Raw genomic sequence first — 16,756 nt, 5'->3', positions numbered from 1 at the left:
GCGTGCGCGCCGCGCGCGCCGCCGCTCTGCGGACCCGCCGCGTGCGGGCAGATGAACTCCATCTTGCCGCACTCCCGCACGAAGGCGGAAACGGGGCGGTCCGCCGCACGGACCGCCCCGCCCCGCGGGGTGCGCTCCGCTACCGGCCCGCGCCCGGCGCGTCCGGCCCTGCGGGCGCCTCCGGGGTGTCCGGCGCGCCTGTGGTGTCTGTGACGCCGGAGGCGCCCGTGGTGTCTGTGGCGTCCCGGGTGACCGGGCTGTCCGACGCCTCGGGAGAGCCCGCCGCCGCGGGCCGCCGCCTGCGGACGAGCAGCAGCGCCGCGCCGCCGACCGCGACCAGGGCCACGGCCGTACCGATCAGCACCGGGGTGTTGCTCCCACCGCCCGTCTCGGCCAGCCCCGGGCCGCCGCCGGTCGTGGCGGTGGCCGCATCATCACCGAGCGTGCCGGTCCCGGTCTGCGGGGTGAGGCCGGTTTCCTCGCTCCTCTCCTCCCCCGCCGTCTCGCAGTCGAAGACGCCGGTGAAGGTCTTCTCGAAGCCCTCCGGCCCGAAGATCGTGATCCGGTACGGCTGGTCCTCCTGGACCGGGGCCGTCACCGCCCTGGTCTCGCCCGGCGCGATCTCGTACGTCGCCTCGGCCAGGCTGAAGTCGAAGGAGTCGTCGCCGCGGTTGGCCGTAGTCACGTCCAGGCCGCCCTTGGCACAGTTCCTCGCCGCGCTGACCGCCGGTATCGCGCCGTCGTCGGCCCAGCTCACCTCGGCCGCGGCCGAGACGGTGGACTGGCTCGAACCGGCGACTATCTGCGTCTGGCTCTGGACCTGCCCGCCGGTACCGGTGAAGGCACGGCCGACCGGGATCGTCGTCGCCGCCTGGGCCGTCAGCGACGACGACCCCGGCTCTATGCCCGCGGGCACGTCGAAGAACAGCTCGGTCCCGTCCTTGGCCGAGGTCACCGGCTTGCCGTCGGCCCCGACCACCTCGATCCCCCGCGACGCGGCATCCGGCGAGGGGCCGACAGTGACGCTCCGCGCACTGGTGCGCACCGTGACGGGCCCGAGCCGGTCACCGGCCTTGCCGGAGACGGCGGGCGGGCTGAGCGTCAGCGAGCCCTTCGGCTCGCCCACGCTCCTGGCCGACCGCTGGAGATAGTCGGCGAGCTTCTCGGCAGCGCGGTCGGCGGCCTGCACCTTCGCGCCGTCCGAGAACCGCCAGATCGCCACCTGGGTGCCCGCTGCGGCGGTGGCCGGGGAGAGCGGGCCCGCGCCGGAGACCTCCGAGAGCCGCGCGAGGTCGTTGACCTGCGGGTAGGAGTGCTGGAGTATCCAGCGGATCTTCCCGGCCGCCTTGTTGTCGTACAGCGGCGAGGCGCTCCACGGCACCTCCTGGTAGGGCGACCGGTCCTGGGCCGGGGTGTGGGCGTCGACGGCGTAGGTCTGGAGGGTGCCGCCGCCCTCCACGGACATCTCGAAGAGGCCGGCGCCCGTCTTCACGTCCTCGCCGTCCTTGCGGATGACGGCCTGGTCGAAGGTCTTGAGGCCGCTCAGCGTCGCTTCGCCGCCGCCGTACGGGGAGGTCGCGCTCTCGGCCGCGGCCGAGGTGGCTCCGGCGACCGCTCCCGCCACCAGGAGTCCGGGAACCAGCAGCACGGCTGCGAGACGGGAAAGTGCCCGTCCGCGTACAGAAGTCATGCTCTTCTCCTCCGGGCGAGCCGAACAGCCGGTGGGGAGCCGTGAACCTCGCCGAACAGATCTTCCAACCCCGTAAGTACCCGACGGATCGTAAAGACCGGGCGCAGCGCAGTCCCCATCAATCAGGCCCCGCAAGCGTTCCGACTCATAATCGTTATCGCGAAATACGACGGACCGGGAGTTTCATGGCGGCACGGGCAGATCCGGAACTGCCGCTTCCGGACCAGATCTTGACCCCGTCGAGGGCTCCGCGCCCACGGTCGTCCGCCCGCCGCTCCCCGGCGTCAGCCCCGGAGTGGCGCGGCTGACCCGCACGAACGCCGAGGTACCGCGGGAGAGGTCGTGCCCGATCGCGGACGCCAGCAGATCCACCGAGGCGGACTCCCGCGCCTCTCCGCCGCCCTGGCGCACCCTCAACTGGCCCCGGACGATGAGAGGTTCGCCGATGGTGACCGAGGAGGCGAGATTGGCGGCGAGCGCGCGCCGCGCCCACACCGTGTAGAAGTTCGTGTGCGCGTCGGCCCAGCCGCCCCGGGAGCGGTCGAACCTGCGGATCGTGCTCGCCAGCCGGAACCAGGCGACCGGCTGGCCCGACTCCGCCGTCCGGTAGCTGACCCGGGTGGCGGCGTTGCCCACCACCGTCACATACGCCTCGTACATCCGAACCGCCTCCCCCTGCCGCCCCGCGCCATCGCGCACGCACGAGTCCGCACCACCCACGTCCCCGTACGCCCGCGCTCCTCCCGCGCGGCCCTGGCGGTCACGCGGTGCCACCCATCGTGCACGCAGACGGCGGCGCCCGCCCGAGCCTGTGGACTACCGGCCGGTTGTGGACAACTCGGCCACCCGCCGGGGGTGGTTCACCGCATCCCGCTGGGGATGTCCGCGTCCCCCGCCGCGATCACGTACTGCTCCCGCACCTCCTGGTAGCGCAGCAGTTCGGCCGCCACCGGCTCCAGCACCCGGGACCGTCCGCAGCCGGACGCGAGGCGGCGCAGCCGCCGCTCCTCCTCCTGGCCGTACGCGCGAGCGGGCCCCCGGGCCGCGGCCCGGCAGCCCCACGCGAGCATCGGCCCACCCAGCGCACCGCCCAGCAGCAGGACGGCGGGCAGCCACAGCGCACCGTGGTAGCCCCCGGCGGCGGCACTCACCAGCCAGAGCACACCGAGCACCTGGAGGGCGAGGAGCAGCCCCTGGCCGACGGTGGCGGCCGTCCACCACGGGGGCCGGGGCAGCCGGGCCGAGGGCTGTACCCGGGCGGGTCGGCCGCCCTCCGCACCTGCCGCACCTGCCGCGCCCGGAGACCCGGCCGGTCCCGGCCCGGCGGTGGCCGGAGCGCTGCGGGCGGCCTCGTCCACCACCTCGTCAAGCGCCTCCGGCAGTCCCTCCGCCCCGCGCCACGCCGCGTCGCACACGGTCTTCCGCCAGGGCTCCGGCAGACCCGTCACAGCACGGGCCGCCAACTCCCGTACGGCCTGCGCCAGTACGGGCCGCGCGACGCGATGCGCCGTCGGCCCCGGGGCGACGGCGGGCCTGGGCGGCGGCGCGGCGACGGCGGCGGGCGCAGGTACGGGTGCGGGTGCGGGCGCGGCTTCCGCCGACGCGGACCCCGCAACCGCAGGCGCAACCGCAACCGCAGAAGCCGCCACAGGCGAGCCGGACGCCGCCTGCGTACGGCTCCGCCGCGTGTCGTGCCACCTCGCCAGCTGCGCCCACGGCGTACCGCAGGAGCGTTCCGCCAGCCGCAGCCAGGCCCGTTCCGCGGCCTGACCGGCCGCCGCCGCGCCGACCGCGGAGGCGAGGCGCTCCTCGAACTCCTCCCTCGCCCCCTCCGTGAGCCCCGACCGCCCGCTCAGCCCCGGGTCCGCGTAGGCGGTCCGCAACCGCTCGGCCGCCCCGTCCAGATCCGCCGCGAGGCGCCGCGCCGGAGCCTCTCGGGCGGCGGCGAACGCGCCCAGTTCTTCGCGCAGTTCGGGGATTCCTTCGCCGGTGAGCGCCGAGATGGCCAGCACCCGCGCGCCCGGTTCGCCGTGTTCTCCCAGCGCCATGCCGTCCTCGTCCAGCAGGCGCCGCAGGTCGTCGAGCACGGCGTCGGCGGAGTCGCCCGGCAGCCGGTCGGTCTGGTTGAGGACCACGAAGGTCACCTCGGCGTACCCCGCCAGTGGCCGCAGGTAGCACTCGTGGAGCAGGGCGTCGGCGTACTTCTCCGGGTCGACCACCCACACCACCGCGTCGACCAGCCCCAGCAGCCGGTCCACCTGCTCCCGGTGCCCGTCCGCGACCGAGTCGTGGTCCGGAAGGTCGATCAGCACCAGCCCGTGCAGCCCGGCGTCCCGTACCCGGCGGCGCATGACGGGGGCGATGCCGAGCCGGTCCAGCAGCCCGTCGGCGCCGCCTTCCCGCTCCGCCTCCCAGGTGCAGGCCACCGGCTGGGCCGTGGTGGGACGCCGCATCCCCACCTCGGAGAGCGCCCGGCCCGCCAGCGCGTTGAACAGCGAGGACTTGCCACTGCCCGTCGCGCCCGCGATGGCAACGGTCGTGTACGCGGGCGAGAGCCGTCCGCGCGCACCGGCCTCCTCCAGCACCCGTACGGGCTCGGCCAGCAGCGCGCCGTCCAGGCGCGTACGGGACAGGCCGATCAGCTCGCGCAACGCGCCCAGGCGCCGCCGGAGCACGCTGCCCTCCGGTCCGATGCTTCCGGGCCGGCCGGGCCGGCCGGACACGTCGGGCACGCTCGGCGGGTCATCGGGATCGGCGGCCCACGCGTGGTCGGTACGGGCGGTACGGCCCGGGCGGGCGTCGTCCGCAGACGAGTCGCGAGGGTCCCGGGGGTCCTGCTGGTCCTGCTGACCCCGGTCGCCCCGGTCGCCCCGGTCGTCCCGGTCGTCCCGGTCGTCCCGGAGGCAGGGCTCGGGAGCTTCGCCGTCGGCCCGTACTGCGGCGTCGGACTCCCCCGTCGCACGGGCCGGTGCCGCACGCCCCCGCGCGGGCCGGCGTTCGGGCTCCGGCGCCGTCCCGGCGTCCTGCCCGCCGGGGGCGCGCCGGGCGATGAGGCCGTCGTCCCAGCCCCGTCCCGTCCGGTCCGAGCGCGCCGCCTGCCCGGGCCCGGCCTCGTGCGCGGCCTCGGTGGGGGTCTGCGTCCCGGCCCCGGCGCCGGCCCCGGGCGCGCCCGCCGCCTGCGCACCCGCCCCCTCCCCGTCCCCGCCGGGCTCATCGGCCGGCTCCCCCGGGGGACGCTCCGCCGCGGCCGGACCCGCCTCGGCGCCCGTGCCCTCTCCCCCGGAGCCGTCCGGCCGGCCCGGCCGCTCCGCCTCGTCCGCCTGGACACCCGCAGAAGACACTGCCGTCACCTCTTCCTCTGGTTCCTCGGGGACTGCTTCCGTGGCTGCGTACGCGACGCCCGCCGCACCGTCTCGTCGTTCCTGCGCCGCACCACGGACAGCGCGGCGATCAGCTCCACCTGGGGGTCCGTGGTGGCCCCGGCCTGGTCCAGCGGTGCGAGCCAGCGCGCCCGCTCACCGTCCAGGACCCGTTCCACACACGTGCCGAGGACCTGCTCGCCCTGCTCCCGCAGCCGCCTGGCGCCCTCCTCGCCGAGCGAACGGGCCAGCGCCTCCGCCGCGTCGCCGGAACGCCGCCCGCCCAGCAGCAGCGCCGCGAGCAGCCCGGCGGTCTCCTCCGCGTCGGCGGCCGGTCCGCGCTCCGCCGTACGCGCCTCCTCCGCGAGTTCGTCCACGCAGCGCCGCCAGCGCCGTACGAACACGCCGATCCGTCCCTTGCCGTCCTCCCCCACCGCTCCCTCGCCGCCACCTCCCGTCGCCGGGGCGCCGGGCTCCCTGCGCCAGGCGGCGGCCACCCGTTCGTCCGCCGCCGCGACCGTGCCGACCAGCAGCGCCGTCAGCCCGTCCGCGAACGCCTCCAGCAGCTCGCCGCCACTGCTGTCCAGCGGGAAGCCCCGCCAGTGCGCCGCCGCGTCACCCGCGAGCAGCTCGCCGTCCGCGATCCGCTGCTCCACCCGCCAGGACGCCTCGCCGTACGCCGCCACGACGTGCTGCGCCAGCCGTACGGCGGTCGCGTGCTGCGCGGCGGCGGCATTGGCCAGGGCGCCCACCCGGGAGCGCAGCGAGGAGAGCGCGCCCGCCGCCGTACGCCCGGCGGCCACCGCGCGCGCCGCCGGGTCGTCGGCGCAGCGGGACAGCCAGCCGCGCAGCCCGGCGACGGCGGTCATGGGCAGCAGCCCGGAGCCGCCCGCCGACTCGGGCAGCTCGGGGATGGTGAAGCGGGGCACGTCGCCGAGGCCTTCACGCTCCAGCATCGCGCCGTAGCTGCGGGCGATCTCGTCGGCGATCTGGTGCGGGACCCGGTCCAGTACGGTCGCCAGCGTGACGTCGTACTCCTTGGCCGTACGCAGCAGGTGCCAGGGGACGGCGTCGCCGTAACGGGCCGAGGTGGTCACCAGAATCCAGATGTCGGCCGCGCAGAGCAGCTGCGCGGCGAGGTCCCGGTTACGGGCGACGAGGGAGTCGATGTCCGGTGCGTCCAGCAGCGCCAGGCCCGCCGGGAGCGCGGCGTCCGTCTCGATGCGGAGGGCGGACCAGGGGCCGTCGCCGTCGTCCTGTGTCCCGTCCGGCCGGGTGCCGTTCCCGGCCACCGCGGCGGCGTACACCCGCTCGTACGCCGCGTCGGGGGCGCCGTGGTGACCGCCGTCGTCAAGCCCGTCGCGCCCCCCGTACCCGGTCTCATAGGCACCGTCCTGGCGCGGCATCCACACCCGCCCCAGCCCGGGCAGCACCCGCTGCCCCGCGAACCACCGCTTGTCGCCGGGATGGCAGACGAGCACCGGAGTCCGCGTCGTGGGGCGCAGCACTCCGGCCTCGCTCACCCGGCGGCCGACCAGCGAGTTCACCAGCGTCGACTTCCCCGCGCCCGTGGACCCGCCGATCACGGCCAGCAGCGGCGCTTCGGGGGCGCGCAGACGAGGCATCAGATAGTCGTCGAGCTGAGCCAGCAGCTCCACCCGGGAGCGTCGCGCGCGCTCCGCCCCGGGCAGATCCAGCGGAAAGCACGCGGCGGCGACGCGCTCCCGCAGTGCGGTCAACGCGTCCAGCAGCTCGGGCTGTGCCTCCAAGATCGCCACACGCGAAGAATGCCCAACTTTGCAGGGTTTTTGAAGCCCATTCGTGCTTCATTCCGCGAAATTGCCGCGCATTCGTCCACTAATAGGCGCATTGGCCCCATCCGGCCCACACCTCAACCACACATCACCCATAACGACTGAGCAACACCCCGCTCGCGCGGTGCGAAAAAAGCTGCGGAACGAGCACCAGCCTGCGAGTATCGGATCGCTTCACTGAACCTCCACAACCTGTCGCGGTGGTGAAGCAACCAGGGTGACGTGCCTCGGCCCCTATCCTTGACCTCGCCGTGGTCAACACGGGGGCACGCCCGCCCGGCCGCGACCGATACCGGCCCCCGTAGCTCAGTGGATAGAGCAGGTGCCTTCTAAGCACTTGGCCGCAGGTTCGAGTCCTGCCGGGGGCACACAAAGCATGGCTGGTCAGGGGCGGTTTCGCTGTCCGCTGTGGGCGTGAGTGCGTGTGTGGTGAGCCGGGCGAGATCCTCGGCGGTGGCCGCTGAGACGGTCACCTGCAGTTCGATCTGGCGGCTGGGCCGCAGGTAGCGGATCTTGAGCTGGAAGGCGTCGTAGATCGTGCGCTGGAGCGTGTCGGGCAGCTCGCCCAGACGGGTGGCGAGCTGGGGCAGCGTGTCGAGCAGCGCGGTGTTGCGGGCTGCCGACCCGGATGCGGGCTGCTGCTCGTGGGCCTCCAAGAGGCGGGTGCGGCGGTCGAACCGGTCGTAGCGTTCCCGGATGCCCCGCCGGAAGCGCTTGGTGGTCTCGGGTCGCCCTGGTCTTCCTCGGGGAGTTGATCGATCAGACGTTCTTGTTGTCGTTCGATCTGCTTGACTTCCTTCCAGAGCCTGTCAGCCCGCTCCACCTCCCCGGGCCTCACATGAGTGGCCGGGGGGCCGCCTCCTGTCGGCCTTGCCCGTCATGCGGCATTCGCGGACCTCACAGTGCACACATGAACGCAGCTTGTTGCAGCGGCGTGCTGCACCACTCCGACTCGGAGCGGAGGACCGCCACCTGACCGGTGCGCTCGCCCAGATGCACGCCTTCCGTGAGGAGGGGCTGATCCGCCGCATCGGCATACAGAGTCCGCACCGCTGAGGCCGCCGAGCTGACACTCACCGTCGCCGACGATGCCAGCCCGGCGATCCGCCGGGAACGTGAGCACTCATGATCGAGGAGTTGACGAGGGAGTGGGCCGAGGCTTTGACCGAACGGGATGAGTCCCTCGCCGCGAAGGACGTCGTACTGGGCGCCACGGCCCTGCCCATCACGCCGCCGCAGGAAGGGTGGTGACAAACCGCTGCGACGGCACCGGACTCTGATCGACACGTGACACCCCTTGGTCAGAACTATTCTTCGCAAGATCGTTCCTACCAGAGGCTTTACGCCTGCCCGGACTTGGCGAGCTGACGGGCCGCAGCGCCAGCATCATGATCACGCCGAGCGACGGGCGCTTACCGGGAAGGGTTCAGTGCGAGTTCAACACGTTTCCAGGATCTGCGTGCAGAAGATTGAAATAGATGTCCGGCAAGGATCCGCCTGTCTCGCGTTTACCAGGAAAGACCGTGATGGCTTCCCCGTCGTCACTGAATATCACCCGTGCATCGGCCCAGGATGAAGCCGTATTCCAAAAGGCTCTCCGGAAGTTACCGTGAAACCTTCCGATGCGTAGCTGAACCGCAGACCGGAAATTTCGCCAACTTCGTTGCTGATTTCTTCAGCCTCAAGACAGCGGCCCAGCGGATGGGGGCTTCGTTCGCCTGGCAAGTCCCGGACGCCCCAGTCCTCTTGTGGGTAGCACCAAGTTGGAAGTTCGGAACCAGGACACTGATCCAACCTCAGAGTCCAGTCCGTTCCGGAACTCAAGAAGATCGCGATGTCATTCGAAAGAAGGAGACGAATACTTTCCAGGGCCGCGTCAGAGCCGTCGCCGGGCCCGAGATAGTAGAGGCCCTGAACAGCTTCTGTCGAGTGCGTGAACAGAACTCCTATGTGCATCGCGGGCCCCCGATTCAGTCGACTTTCCCAGCACCCTGATTCCAGCCGTTGTGTGTCTCCTGCGGAAACATGGCAACAAACTCTCCGGGCCTGAACATCGCCACTGGCCTCGGCGAAACGCTTAGGGAGGTGTCCAACTCCACCCGCCGCATCATCGATGCCGGACGGACTCCCGTCTCCAACCACTCACGATCCTCGCCGGTCAACCTGACCGGCCGCTTCTTCTTCAACGGCACGACAACAGCCCTCACCTGGCAGCGGGAAAGGAAGACCTGTGAGCAACTCAAGCTGAAAGTGGATCATCGATATCCAGCGTAATTTCGACGTTTGCCGTCGATTCGAACCTTGCTTTGCGGCCGATGAGCTGGATCTCGGTAAAGGGATTGGATTCAGCGAAGAAGACTGCCCAAGTCAGAGAGTATTCCGCGGTGAGGCGAGCAAAGAATCCCTCCGACCCGTAGGAGCCTTCCCCTGCCCACAGGAAGCCACCGCCAGGGAGGCTCACGGATCGCAACCCGTCAACTTCTGATGTCCACGACGGGTTCTCTTGCACCGCCCCTTCCAGGTCGAACGGAGAAAGGATCTTCATCCCACGTGGCACTCCTGTGTCGAGTGAGATGTCATACGACCCGCCTTCCCGTAGATGCAAGGCATCCCGGATGGGGAGGCGGTGACTCTCCCAGATCCTCTTGAGTGCATTCACTGGCCTTTGCATCCGTTCTTGTTGTTGCTGACATGCGCTGGACGCTCGTCCAAGCCGGTTCTGGGGACTGGATTTCCATCCTGGTCCCTATTTCTACTGGAATTCATACGGCGATGGAACCGCTGGGCCCAAGTCCTACCCGTTGTGGAATTTCGGTCCAGCGCATTCGGATCGAGCCGCTCTATCGTAACGGGCACTCCTGCTTCTCTGGCTGCATCGAGACGCCTATTATCGTACGAAACCAGTTGACCATCAACTTCTATTACCCTCAGTGCACTTCCCGACCGAGTCCAATCCCATTCTCCATTGTTCATCTTTTTCAGCGTAATCATTAGGGGAGACTGTTCGCTGAGAGAAGTTGACGTCGTTCGGGTCTGCCCACTCATGACCGTCCAGACCCAGCGGGTCAATCCGCGTGTGGGGGGTGTGGACGTAGGTGTGGTGGTTGGGAGCGGGGTCGAGGCCGAGGGGGTCGGGGGTGAGGTAGCGGGCGGTTTCGGGGTCGTAGTAACGGAAGTAGTTGTAGTTCAGGCCCGATTCGAGGTCGGCGTACTGGCCGGGGAAGCGCAGGGGGCACGACAGCGAGTCGGGTGGGCTGGAGAGAGCCGTTCCCCAGAGCGTGGTACGCGGTTGCCAGGCTACGTCGCCGTCCAAAGTGATCAGTTCGGTCGGGGTGCCTGTCAGGTCGGTGACGATCGTATGGAAGCGGGGTTCCGTGACGAGCGGATCGCGATGGATCTGAGTCAGGGGGCGGTGGGTTCCGGGGGCGTAGTCCCAGGTGGTCGTCGCACCGGCTTGGGTGGTTTGTTCGGCGAGGCGGGTGGCGTCCCAGATGAAGGTGAGGGATATTCCGGCCGGGCCTGTCTTGGATATGCGGCGGCCCAGGGGGTCGTAGGCGTACGTCCATTGATCGCCCGTTGGGGTGGTGGCCGCCGTCAGGCGGTCTGCCGCGTTCCAGGTGTAGGTCCAGGTGCGGGTCTTGCGGATGAGGCGGCCTGCGGCGTCGTGTTCGTAGGCGGTGCGGCCGGCGTGGCGGATCAGGGTGCCGGTGTGCTCGCGGTCGCCCGGGGCCGGGTGGTCGGGTGCGGTGGCGTGGGTCTGGTTGCCCGCCGTGTCGTAGGCGTAGGTCTCCGTCCAGCCGTGCGCCTGGACGCCTGTCACACGGCCGACCGGGTCGAGGTCGAAGTGGCTTGTGCCGGTGGTGAGTTCGCGGACCTCGGTGACGTAGCCGTCCGGGCGGTAGGCGTAGGTGCGGTGCTGGAGCAGGTGCTCAGCCGAAGAGGAGGACACCGTCTGCGCCGTCAGACGGTCGGTCTTGTCCCAGCGCTGGATGAGGGTGACCGCTCCCGTCGCCCGCTCCGTTTCGCGGCCCGCCGCGTCGTGGGTGAACGTGAGGGTGCCGCCATCAGCGGTGAGCGCCCTGGGGCTGCCCGTCGGGTCGTAGGTCCAGGTGGAGGTGTGACCGGAGGGCGTCGTGCGGCGGGTGCGGCGGCCCGTCGCGTCGTACGCGTAGGCGGTGGTGCGGCCGTTGACCGTCTCGGCCAGCACGCGGCCGAGCAGGTCGCGTTCCCAGACGACGTCGGCGGCCTCGTTGGCGGTGCGCAGCAAGGCGCCCGCCAGGTCATATGCATAGGTGGTGATTTCGCCGGTGGTTTCGTCGTGCTGCTCGACCGGACGCCCGAGTGGGTTGAGGGTGTAGTGGAGCGTCTCGCCCAGTGCGTTGGTCTGGGCGGTGAGGCGGCCTGCCGGGGTCTGTCCGGCGGATCTTTGAGGACGAGCCCGCGGTGCCTGGTGCCGTGCCTCGCAAGGCGGAGGGCCGTCCTCGTACCGGGCCGTACTCGGGCGATCCCGACAACACGGCGAGGCGTGGTGCCAGGCGCCGCAGGCCCGAGAAGATCCGCCGGACAGACCCTAGTCGGCGACTACCTGATTCATGCGCGGCACCAGCCGCGAACGCCCATCCAGCGTCATCGTGGCGCTGATCCGCAGATCCGCACTGCGGGGATGACCAGCCATGCTTGGTGGCTCCTGCCGGGGGCACCACTGACACACCGTCTGATCGGTGCCATTTCCGCAGGTCAGACGGCATATTTCGACGCAACCGCCACCGCGAGTCCCGTAAAGCCCACGTCGGTGCCCGGCTTCCTGCCGCCGGACTTCCGAGCACCGTCCCGCCAGGCCAGTCGGAGCCGGGTGAGAACCTGGCGCCAGGCGCCGTCTCGCTGCCACCGGCGAAACAGGTCGTAGATCCGACCCCGCGGCCCGTGCTCGACGGGCACATCCCGCCATGGCCCCGGCGCGGACCCGGAAGCGCGTGCCGACGATCAGCTGCCGGCCGGGACCAGACCGGCGGCCACCCCATGAACCGAGATCATCCACACCTCAAGATCCACTCTCGATACACGACCCAACCGTTGCCCACCATGCTGGTCGGTGGCAGGAACGGCGACGCGGGCCCGTGCTTCAGAGTGGGTCGACTCCTTCGGCCCGGTATCGGGCGTCGACGTTTCCGGTGAGGGTCATCAGGAGCCCGGGAAGCCGGGACGCGGTTGCTTCGTCGAGGCCGGTGACGGTTTCCTCGGCGAGCTGGCGCCAGACCACGGCCAGTTCTTCCACCAACGTCCGCCCCGCGTCGGTCAGCTCGACCAAGGTCGCACGCTTGTCGGTAGGCGAGGGGAAGCGGCGAACCACGCCCCGTTCCTCAAGCTTGCGCAGCATCACCGTCACGCTCGGCGCCTCGCAACCCAGCGCGCTGCTCAGCTGTGCCTGGATCGTCGCCCCGGAGTGCGCGAGTTCGAGAAGCAGTGCTTCTTGGCCGGGGCTGAGTCCGAGCGGCGCCAGGAGTTCGGCGGCGCGAGCGCGATGGCGCAGGCTGAAGAGCCGGATCGCCTGGTTGAGTGCCTGCGCCGTGCTGTCGTTCATGGGCCGGTTCCCTCCTCACGTGCCAGTCCGTCTTCACTCTCGACCCTCAGCCCTGCCCGCCAGTGGGCTTGACGGCCCGGTTGAGGATGGATCGTTATTCGGATAACGTTATCTGCATAACCATTCTACGTCTCTGGCAGGGAGAAGCAACGCATGTCGACGATCCTGATCGTAAACGGGGCGGAGCCACGCGAACCGATGGCAGCAAGCCGGCTCAGCCAGCATCTGGCCGATGCCGCACGCGACGAGCTGGAACCCAGCATGAAAGTGCTCACGACGAACGTGCAGGCGGGCTACGACGTTGCACTCGAACAGGGCAAGTTCATGGAAGCCGACGTCGTCATGTTCCAGTTCCCGGTCTTCTGGTTCGCCACTCCGCCGACCCTCAAGAAGTACGTCGACGACGTCTACGAGTACGGACGGTTCTTCGGACCTGGGCCGGCCTACGGCCGCGGCGGGCTCCTCGGAGGTCGCGACTACCTCATATCAACGACCTGGAACGCCGCCGTGGAAGACTTCGAGACAGGACAGTCGATCATCGCCGGGCGCTCGGTCGACGACGTGCTCAGCGCGTTCCACCTCACGCAGCAGTACGTCGGACTGAAGCCGCTCCCCAGTTTCAGCGAGCACAAGGTGGTGAGCCAACCAGACCCGCAGGGTGCCGCGCATCGCCTGCGCGCGCACCTCCGCGCACACGTGACAAGCGAACTCGCGCGAGCATCCGCATAGTCCGGCGAGCGCCCACCCTTCCGGCCACTGCCGCAGAACGACCTCTTTCGTTCTCGTTCACCCTGACCAGCCTGATCCTGACGTGGTGGTTGGATCTGTACAGGCCGATCCACGACGCGAGGGTGCGGTCGGCGGTGGCCCGGCTCCGCTTTCCGGCCCGCAAGTCACGGCCCGGCCGGCCCTTCCTCAGTCCAGGTCGGACATGTCGAGCACGAGACGGTAGCGGACGTCGTTGCGCCGGAGGCGGTCGAGTGCCGTGTCCACCTGCGCCGACGGGAGCACCTCGATGTCGGCGGCGATGTCGTTGTCGGCGCAGAACCGGAGCAACTCGGCTGTCGCCAGGCGGCCTCCACTGCCGGCGGAACTGAGCTTCTTGCGGCCGATCAGCAGGTCCGTGACCTCGACGGTGACGGGGCCCAGGTACCCGAGGAGGCTGAGGGTGCCGTCCATCGCCACCAACCTCAGATACGGGGCGAGGTCGTGAGGGGCGGAGATGGTGTCGAGGACGACGTCGAAGGTGTCGCGCGCCGTGGCCATCTGCTGCGTGTCGGTGGAGTCGATGAGGCCGTGCGCGCCGAGCCGGCGGGCGTCGTCACGCTTGTCCCGGCTGCGGCTGATGACAGTTGTGGTGGCGCCGAGTGCCACGGCCAGCTTGACCGCGAGGTGGCCCAGGCCGCCGAGCCCGGCCACGGCCACACGGCTGCCGGGACCCACGCCGAGGTGGCGCAGCGGTTCCCAGACGGTGACACCGGCGCACATCAGCGGGGCGGCGGCGGCCGGGTCGAGGCCGGAGGGAAGCGGGTAGGCGAAGGTGTCGCGCACGACGTACTCGCGGGAGAAGCCGCCCAGGGTGGCCGACCCGTCCTGCCGGTCGGTGCCGCCGTAGGTCAGCGTCGGGAAGGAGTGGCAGAAGTTCTCCTGTCCGGCCTCGCACATGGCGCACACGCCGCAGGAGTCGACGATGTTGCCCACTGCGACGCGGTCGCCGACCGAGAAGGCCGTCACCTCCCGTCCGGTCCCGGTCACCACGCCGGTGAATTCGTGACCGGGTACCAGGGGCGCTTTCTCCTGCTGGTCGTGGACATGCAGGGCGTGCAGGTCGCTGTGGCACACGCCGCAGTAGTCGACCTGCACCGCGAGGTCATCCGGGCGCAGGTCACGGCGGTCCAGCGACGTGCGCCGCAGCGCTACGGGACCGGCCGCCCGCCATCCGGTGGTCGTTCGCATGCGTCGCTCCTTAAACAGACTGTTCGGTCTGTCGGCAGCCTAGGGGTGATCGCCGACCTAGGCAAACCAACTGTTCTGTTTGGTAGCGTGCGGGTATGCCGGAACAGCCCCAGACCTCACGAGGCGCCGCGACCTACCAGCGCATCCTGGACGCCGCGACCGAAGAGTTCGCCCAGCACGGCATCGCCGGGGCGCGCATCGAACGCATCGTGACGGCGGCGCGCACCAACAAGGCACAGCTCTACGCCTACTTCGGCGACAAGGAACGGCTCTTCGACGCGATCTTCCTCAGCTCGCTGGAGCGCATCACGAACGTCGTACCCATCAGTGCCGACGATCTCGCGGAGTGGGCCGTTCGCCTCTACGACGAATACCTGCGCCGCCCCGACCTCATCCGGCTGGCGACCTGGACACGGCTGGAGCGCCGGCCTGCCGGGCACCTCGTCGAGACACACCAGCACTACGACGACCGCAAGCTCACGGCCATCGCCGAGGCCCAGGCCGCCGGACGGGTCCGCGCAGGCGACCCGTTCGACATCATGGCCGTGGTCATCGCCATGTCCATGGCCTGGTCTCCGGTCAGCAACGTGTACGCGGCCAGCAGCCAAGAACCCGCTGCCGTACATGACCGGCGCCGCGCCCTGCTCCGCGACTGTGTTCGAAGCGCCACCGCGGCAGGCGGAGGCGACGCATCCCTCCCATGACGGCACTGACCCCCTGGTGACGCTCACGGCCGCCTGCGCCCCGGGCCGAGGTGAATGTGACCCAGGTCACATTAGCCTGCCGATGAAGAAACGCCGCCTCGTTCGTCTAACACATCAACAGCAACGGCCACTTGGGCCCGCAGACACGACATGAGGTTCTGAAAATGAGCGAGAACACCGACTCCGGCTTCCCCTACACCGTCTCCCGCACCATGAACGCCCCGGTCGCCCGCGCCTACCAGGCGTACACCACGGCGTCGGAGTGGCCGGCGTGGTTCGGCGCGGAAGAGGGCAGCGTGGAGATCGACGTGCGGGCGGGCGGCTCCTGGAAGGCCACGCTGCTCGCCCCGGACGACCAGAAGTACCCCCTCACCGGCACGTTCCTGGAGGTCGAGGAGAACCGCCGGATCGTCCTGACGATGGACGTCCCCGACGCCCCCGCCGAGGTCATGACCCTCACCTTCGAGGAGGACGCGGCCGGCTCGAAGGTCACCATCGACCAGACCAACGCCACCGAGGAGGGACGCGACCAGGCGCGCGAAGGCAGCACCATGATCCTCGCCGGTCTCGCCGCGCACATCGAACCCTGAAAGACGAGCCCCCCGCCGCGGCAGACGCCACCACGGGCGGCGGCGCCGGGTCTCACGGACGGGCGTCACCAGCAGGCCGGTCGACGCGGTAGACGTAGTGGGTGCGGTCGTCGTCCGGATTGTCGGGGGTGAGGTCGGCAGTGCCGGTCCTGCGCAGTCCGGCCTTCTCCAGGGCCCGCCACGACGCGCGGTTGAGCGCGGACACCGGCACGACTACGGCGGCGGCGTCCGGGTGGTCGGTCCAGGTGGCCGCCACGACCTCCCGGATGACGCGGGGCCCCAACCCCTGCCCCACCCGCGCGGGATCGCCGAGCAGATAGTCGATCGTGACCGCCGTCCCAGGGAGTTCGAGCTGGCCGGCCAGCTCCGCGAGGTAGTCGGGGTAGTCCGCGAACCGGCACCGCTGGACCAGGGCGACGGGCACGCCGTCAGCCATGACCAGCAGATCCTCGGACGGCTCCGCGCCGCGTGCCGCCGGTCCGAAGTCGCGCGCGACCGCCTCCACGGAGGTGTCGTGGTTCCACCAGCGGGCAACATGCGGTTGCGCGAGCCACTCCCGCAACAGCCAGAAGTCCCCCTCGGTGACCCGCCGCCAGGTGATCTCCATACCTGCCTCCCCGCCGCCGTACGCGATCACGTCGACTCTGTCCGAGCGGCGCATACCGTACCTCACGGCTATTCAGTGCGTTGCCACCGTCCTCGGGTATCCGAGATCCCGATCCGCCGTCGGCCAGGAATTCACGGCATCTCCGGGGCCTGCTCCCGCGCACGCGGACGCGTATCCCCGTAACCCCGTAACCCCGTATACGCGTTTCCGCTCAGCCACCCGGCACCGGCTCGCGCTCGCCGCATTTCCGAAAGGGCGTTGATCCCCGCGCGATTCCACGAATCGTGCGGGGATCACTGCATGAATGCACGTGCCGAATACTCAGGGGCCTGCCGCTGAGTCCCGTGGCGCGGCGACGAGCCCCGGCGGGGTGTCACGTACGGCGACCGCGCCCTTGCGAGGGGCCGCCCGAACGGAAATCTCCCAACTGGTCCACACCACCGCAACTGGTGCGT

The 16,756-nt window shown here is 70.3% G+C and carries 14 protein-coding genes and 1 tRNA gene; 6 read left to right on the top strand and 9 right to left on the bottom strand.

Annotated elements, in window-relative coordinates; genetic code table 11:
* Positions 1–139 precede the first annotated feature (139 nt).
* The 4 genes from H299_RS31630 to H299_RS31615 all read right to left on the bottom strand — a co-directional run bounded on the left by H299_RS31630 (position 140) and on the right by H299_RS31615 (position 6,818).
* Positions 140–1,690: a thioester domain-containing protein gene (locus H299_RS31630; protein ID WP_078512376.1), complete on the bottom strand. Its 1,551-nt coding sequence runs from the start codon at positions 1,688–1,690 to the stop codon at positions 140–142.
* 183 nt (positions 1,691–1,873) lie between these two features.
* Positions 1,874–2,350 (bottom strand): single-stranded DNA-binding protein, encoded by a 477-nt coding sequence (locus H299_RS31625; RefSeq protein WP_051262069.1) that lies wholly within the window; start codon positions 2,348–2,350, stop codon positions 1,874–1,876.
* A gap of 200 nt (positions 2,351–2,550) precedes the next feature.
* The gene (locus H299_RS31620; protein WP_078512375.1) at positions 2,551–5,031 is read right to left on the bottom strand and encodes a GTPase; all 2,481 of its coding nucleotides are present in this window, start codon (positions 5,029–5,031) and stop codon (positions 2,551–2,553) included.
* 5 nt (positions 5,032–5,036) lie between these two features.
* On the bottom strand, positions 5,037–6,818 hold the full coding sequence (locus H299_RS31615) for a GTPase domain-containing protein (protein WP_078512420.1): 1,782 nt from the start codon (positions 6,816–6,818) through the stop codon (positions 5,037–5,039).
* A gap of 340 nt (positions 6,819–7,158) precedes the next feature.
* Here H299_RS31615 and H299_RS0101675 point away from each other — a divergent pair.
* The 3 genes from H299_RS0101675 to H299_RS39435 all read left to right on the top strand — a co-directional run bounded on the left by H299_RS0101675 (position 7,159) and on the right by H299_RS39435 (position 9,137).
* A tRNA-Arg gene (locus tag H299_RS0101675) sits at positions 7,159–7,231 on the top strand.
* Positions 7,232–7,988: 757 nt separating this feature from the next.
* A complete protein-coding gene (locus H299_RS40115; protein ID WP_486587112.1) occupies positions 7,989–8,114 on the top strand; it encodes a hypothetical protein in 126 nt (41 codons plus the stop codon).
* A gap of 774 nt (positions 8,115–8,888) precedes the next feature.
* The gene (locus tag H299_RS39435; RefSeq protein WP_158692254.1) at positions 8,889–9,137 is read left to right on the top strand and encodes a hypothetical protein; all 249 of its coding nucleotides are present in this window, start codon (positions 8,889–8,891) and stop codon (positions 9,135–9,137) included.
* On the opposite strand, the gene H299_RS37925 is transcribed toward H299_RS39435, so the two are convergent.
* The 3 genes from H299_RS37925 to H299_RS0101655 all read right to left on the bottom strand — a co-directional run bounded on the left by H299_RS37925 (position 9,103) and on the right by H299_RS0101655 (position 12,444).
* The gene (locus H299_RS37925; protein WP_486587111.1) at positions 9,103–9,408 is read right to left on the bottom strand and encodes a hypothetical protein; all 306 of its coding nucleotides are present in this window, start codon (positions 9,406–9,408) and stop codon (positions 9,103–9,105) included. The genes H299_RS39435 and H299_RS37925 overlap by 35 nt on opposite strands.
* A 366-nt stretch (positions 9,409–9,774) precedes the next feature.
* The gene (locus H299_RS31610; RefSeq protein WP_051262020.1) at positions 9,775–11,130 is read right to left on the bottom strand and encodes an RHS repeat-associated core domain-containing protein; all 1,356 of its coding nucleotides are present in this window, start codon (positions 11,128–11,130) and stop codon (positions 9,775–9,777) included.
* Positions 11,131–11,985: 855 nt separating this feature from the next.
* Positions 11,986–12,444 (bottom strand): MarR family transcriptional regulator, encoded by a 459-nt coding sequence (locus H299_RS0101655; protein WP_027746990.1) that lies wholly within the window; start codon positions 12,442–12,444, stop codon positions 11,986–11,988.
* A 153-nt stretch (positions 12,445–12,597) separates the two neighbouring features.
* Between H299_RS0101655 and H299_RS0101650 the strand changes: the two genes are divergently transcribed.
* A complete protein-coding gene (locus H299_RS0101650) occupies positions 12,598–13,173 on the top strand; it encodes an NAD(P)H-dependent oxidoreductase (protein ID WP_027746989.1) in 576 nt (191 codons plus the stop codon).
* A 186-nt stretch (positions 13,174–13,359) separates the two neighbouring features.
* Here H299_RS0101650 and H299_RS0101645 read toward each other — a convergent pair whose 3' ends face one another.
* Positions 13,360–14,400 (bottom strand): NAD(P)-dependent alcohol dehydrogenase, encoded by a 1,041-nt coding sequence (locus H299_RS0101645; RefSeq protein ID WP_027746988.1) that lies wholly within the window; start codon positions 14,398–14,400, stop codon positions 13,360–13,362.
* A 95-nt stretch (positions 14,401–14,495) separates the two neighbouring features.
* Between H299_RS0101645 and H299_RS0101640 the strand changes: the two genes are divergently transcribed.
* A complete protein-coding gene (locus H299_RS0101640) occupies positions 14,496–15,104 on the top strand; it encodes a TetR family transcriptional regulator (RefSeq protein ID WP_027746987.1) in 609 nt (202 codons plus the stop codon).
* A gap of 164 nt (positions 15,105–15,268) precedes the next feature.
* Complete coding sequence (locus tag H299_RS0101635) at positions 15,269–15,694, top strand: SRPBCC family protein (RefSeq protein WP_027746986.1); 426 nt, start codon at positions 15,269–15,271, stop codon at positions 15,692–15,694.
* A gap of 52 nt (positions 15,695–15,746) precedes the next feature.
* Here the strand turns inward: H299_RS0101635 and H299_RS0101630 are convergent, their stop codons facing one another.
* Positions 15,747–16,301, bottom strand: coding sequence for a GNAT family N-acetyltransferase (locus tag H299_RS0101630; protein ID WP_027746985.1), 555 nt, complete (start codon positions 16,299–16,301; stop codon positions 15,747–15,749).
* Positions 16,302–16,756: the final 455 nt, after the last annotated feature.

It is taken from the genome of Streptomyces sp. CNH287 (assembly GCF_000424825.1).
The sequence above is the reverse complement of the archived record's forward strand: the minus strand, read 5'-3'. Positions and strand labels throughout refer to the sequence as shown.